The sequence below is a fragment of the Bacillota bacterium genome (genome assembly GCA_040754675.1).
Taxonomy (GTDB): domain Bacteria; phylum Bacillota; class Limnochordia; order Limnochordales; family Geochordaceae; genus Geochorda.
Genome location: JBFMCJ010000419.1, coordinates 1 through 3,584, shown reverse-complemented (window position 1 = coordinate 3,584; position 3,584 = coordinate 1). Strand labels below are relative to the sequence as shown.

Sequence of the window (3,584 nt, the reverse complement as noted above, 5' to 3'; positions counted from 1 at the left end):
TCCGCCTCGCCGGCGGGGCGCTCGGGCGAGGCGGGCGGGGCGGGCGCAGCAGCGCTCGCCTCCTCTGGCAGGCCCGCAACCTCCTGCTTCACCGGCGCGGCCTCCTCTGCGGTCTCCAGGACCGCGATGACCGTCCCCACCGGCACCGTCTGGCCTTCGTGCACCTTGACGGCGCCAAGCCTGCCTTCGGCCGGCGAGGGAACCTCCACGGTCACCTTGTCGGTCAGCACCTCGACCAGAGGCTCGAAGCGCGCGACGGGCTCGCCCGGCTGCTTGAGCCACCGCACGATCTGTCCTTCGGTCACGCTTTCGCCCAGCTGGGGCATGACGATTTCCAGGCCCACGCCTCGATGCCTCCTCTAAGCGCGGGCGAGTTCCCGCATGGCTTGCGCGATCCGTTCCGCGTTGGGCAACACCGCGTCTTCCAGAACCCCCGCGAAGGGCGTGGCCGGAATGTCGGGCAGCGCGAGGCGCCGCACGGGGGCGTCCAGGTGGTAAAGCGCCTCTTCCGCCAGCACCGCGGCCGCCTCGGCCCCCATTCCCATGGTCAGGTTGTCCTCGTAGACGATGAGCGCCCGGCCCGTCTTCTTCACCGACTCGACGAGGGCCGTCCTGTCCAGCGGCGCCAGCGTGCGCAGGTCGATCACCTCGACCGAGATCCCCTCCTGTTGCACCTCGGCCGCCGCCTCCATGGTCAGGTGGAGCATCATCCCGTACGCGACGGCGGTGAGGTGGCTGCCCTCCTTCGCCACCCGCGCCGGCCCGATGGGGACGACGAAGTCGCCCTCCGGCACCTCGCCCTGGATCAGGCGGTACCCGCGCTTTGGCTCCAGGAAGATGACCGGGTCCTCGTCCCGGATCGCGGCCTTCAAAAGGCCCTTCGCGTCGGCCGGCGTCGAGGGGATGACCACCTTCAGCCCGGGCACGTGTGCGAAAAACGCCTCCACCGACTGGGAGTGGTACAGCCCTCCCCGGATCCCGGCGCCGTACGGTGTCCGCACCACCAGCGGGCACCCCCACGCCCCGTTGGAGCGGTACCGGATGCGCGCCGCCTCGTTGATGATCTGGTCCATGGCCGGGTGGATGAAGTCGGCGAACTGGATCTCCGCCACCGGGCGCAGCCCGTTCATCGCCGCGCCGACGGCGACTCCCACGATGCCCGACTCCGACAGGGGCGTGTCGATGACCCGGTCCTGGCCGTACTTCTCCAGCAGGCCCCGGGTCGCCACGAACACGCCGCCCTTCACCCCGACATCCTCGCCCAGCACGATCACGCGCGGATCCCGCGCCATCTCCTCGTCCAGCGCCTCACGGATGGCTTCAATCATTCGCTTGACGGCCAATGCTCTCACGACCTCCCACCTCAGCAGGCGGCCCGCCGCCCGAGGGCCGCGCGGTCAGTCCGCATAGACGTGCCGCATGACGCTGGCAGGGTCAGGGCGTGGCGCCCGTTCGGCGTAGTCGGCCGCGTCGTCGACGATGGCTGCCACCTCGTCCCGCAGTGCCTTCTCGCGCTGTTCGTCCCACAGCCCGGCTTCCTCGAGGCGCCGCCGCATGAGCGGGATGGGGTCCTTCTGGCGGAACTCCTCGACCTCGCTGCGCGTTCTGTAGGTGCGGTCGTCATCGTCACTCGTGTGTGGCACGAACCGGTAGGTGCGCACCTCGATCAGCGTCGGCCCGCGGCCGGCCCGCGCTCGCTCGGCCGCTTCCGACACCGCCAGGTAGACCGGCACCGGGTCCTGCCCGTCCACGCTGCGCCCCTCGATACCGTAGCCGGCCGCGCGCTGCGCGGCGCTCTCGACGGCCATCTGCCGGCGCACCGGCACGGAGATGGCGTACTGGTTGTTCTCGCAGAAGAAGATCACCGGCAGCTTGAGAACCGCCGCGAAGTTTACCCCCTCGTGGAAGTCGCCGGTGCTGGTCGCCCCTTCCCCGAACGAGCAGAACGTGACGCTGTCCTCCCCCCGCAGCCGGCTGGCCAGGGCGGCCCCGGCCGCGTGGGGGATCTGCGTTCCCACGGGGCTCGACCCCGTCAGGACCCGAAGGCGCGGCAGGCTGAAGTGGGCAGGCATCTGGCGCCCGCCGCCGTTCGGGTCCTCCGCCCGGGAGAAGACGTTGAGCATCAGTTCCCTGGGCGTCATGCCCAACGTGAGCATCAGCGCCATGTCCCGGTAGTACGGCACGATGACGTCTTGCCCTGGCCTAAGCGCCATGGCCGCGCCCACCTGCGCCGCCTCCTGGCCGTGGGCGGTGATGACGAAGGGAACCTTTCCCTGGCGCTGGATGATCCACATCCGCTCGTCCAGGGCGCGTGAGAGCACCATGAACCGGTACATCTGCAGGAGCTTTTCGGCGCCGACCGCTTCCAGCTGAGGGTCCAGGGTACCGGCCGGCGCGCCGCGGTGCTGCCGCCGGTGAGCAGCCTCACCTGCCACCAAGTTCGTTACCCCCCGATGCGCGCGATCTGCCCCTCGCCGCGGGCTATGCGAGCGGTTGCTCGACGCAACACCCGCCCCGGCAGGCCAACGGCGCAAAAGTGCTGACGCACCGTCAGAACCATTTCCCCTGTCCGGAGCGGAGCTTTCGGCGCAACCATTTCTATTTCCTTTCATCGGCACCGGTCCCTGCGGCCCGGCCTGGTGACACCAGGCCGGAGTTTGTGGCAGAGTGGTGTCATGGACGAGGAGACGCCACGCCCGGCCGCCGAACGCCCCGTACGGCGCATCACCAGAGCCGCCGTGATCGCCGCCCTGTATGTGGTCCTGGCAGCGGCCCTGGGCCGCCTGAGCTTCGGGGTGGCGCTCGGCCCCGTTCTGGTGGAACTCCGCATCGCCGAGGCGCTGGCGGTGCTCCCCATCCTCTATCCCGAAGCTGTGCCGGCCCTGTTCGTGGGCGTGTGGCTTGCCAACGTCATCGGAGGCCTGGGCCCGTGGGACATCTGGGGAGGCAGCCTCGTCACGCTTCTGGCAGCTTACCTCACCTGGCGGGACCGCCACAGCTGGAAGGCGTACCTGTGGCCCATCGTCACCAACGGGGTGCTGATCAGCGTTTACTTGAGCGCCATCTTCGGACTCCCGTACTGGACCACGGCCCTGGGCATCACGGCAAGCGAAGCGGTGGTGGTGCTGGCGCTGGGGGTGCCCCTGGTGCGGCTCCTGCGCCGCTTCGAAGCGAACCGAACCTGACACCGCCGCCGCACTATCGCGCCGTCGCTCCGCCCGAGGGCGGCTCCTCCAGCGGCCGGCGGATCAGCCGCTTGAACGCCCGCTCAAAGCGGCGCCGGGGCATCAGCACCACGTGGCCACAGCCGAGGCACCGCACGCGGATGTCCATCCCGGTGCGGATGATCTCCCATTGATCCGAGCCGCACGGGTGCGCCTTGCGGGTCTGAACCACGTCGCCCAGGTAGAACTTGATCGGCATGGCGTCCGGGTTCTGTTATACACGCCGGCGGCTTCCCCCGCCAGCGCCCCGTGCTCGGCCCGCTTGGAGCCTCACGTGGGCGAACAGGTGCGCCTGTGCCAGGCCCGCCAGCTCGCCAAACCGCTCCCGGACGAAGGTCCGCAGGCGCGCCGCACCCACCC

Annotated in this window: 5 protein-coding genes; 1 reads left to right on the top strand and 4 read right to left on the bottom strand. The window is 70.0% G+C overall.

Annotated features, from left to right (window positions below):
• The 3 genes from AB1609_18165 to AB1609_18155 all read right to left on the bottom strand — a co-directional run.
• The coding region (locus AB1609_18165; protein MEW6048372.1) for a biotin/lipoyl-containing protein at positions 1 to 344 on the bottom strand (344 nt) is incomplete at its 3' end.
• A 15-nt stretch (positions 345 to 359) separates the two neighbouring features.
• Positions 360 to 1,343, bottom strand: coding sequence for an alpha-ketoacid dehydrogenase subunit beta (locus tag AB1609_18160; protein ID MEW6048371.1), 984 nt, complete (start codon positions 1,341 to 1,343; stop codon positions 360 to 362).
• A gap of 54 nt (positions 1,344 to 1,397) precedes the next feature.
• The gene (locus AB1609_18155; protein ID MEW6048370.1) at positions 1,398 to 2,336 is read right to left on the bottom strand and encodes a thiamine pyrophosphate-dependent dehydrogenase E1 component subunit alpha; all 939 of its coding nucleotides are present in this window, start codon (positions 2,334 to 2,336) and stop codon (positions 1,398 to 1,400) included.
• Between the two features lie 321 nt (positions 2,337 to 2,657).
• Here AB1609_18155 and AB1609_18150 point away from each other — a divergent pair, with 321 nt between their 5' ends.
• Positions 2,658 to 3,185: a QueT transporter family protein gene (locus tag AB1609_18150; protein MEW6048369.1), complete on the top strand. Its 528-nt coding sequence runs from the start codon at positions 2,658 to 2,660 to the stop codon at positions 3,183 to 3,185.
• 13 nt (positions 3,186 to 3,198) lie between these two features.
• Here the strand turns inward: AB1609_18150 and AB1609_18145 are convergent, their stop codons facing one another.
• A complete protein-coding gene (locus AB1609_18145) occupies positions 3,199 to 3,423 on the bottom strand; it encodes a DUF951 domain-containing protein (protein MEW6048368.1) in 225 nt (74 codons plus the stop codon).
• Positions 3,424 to 3,584 lie beyond the last annotated feature (161 nt).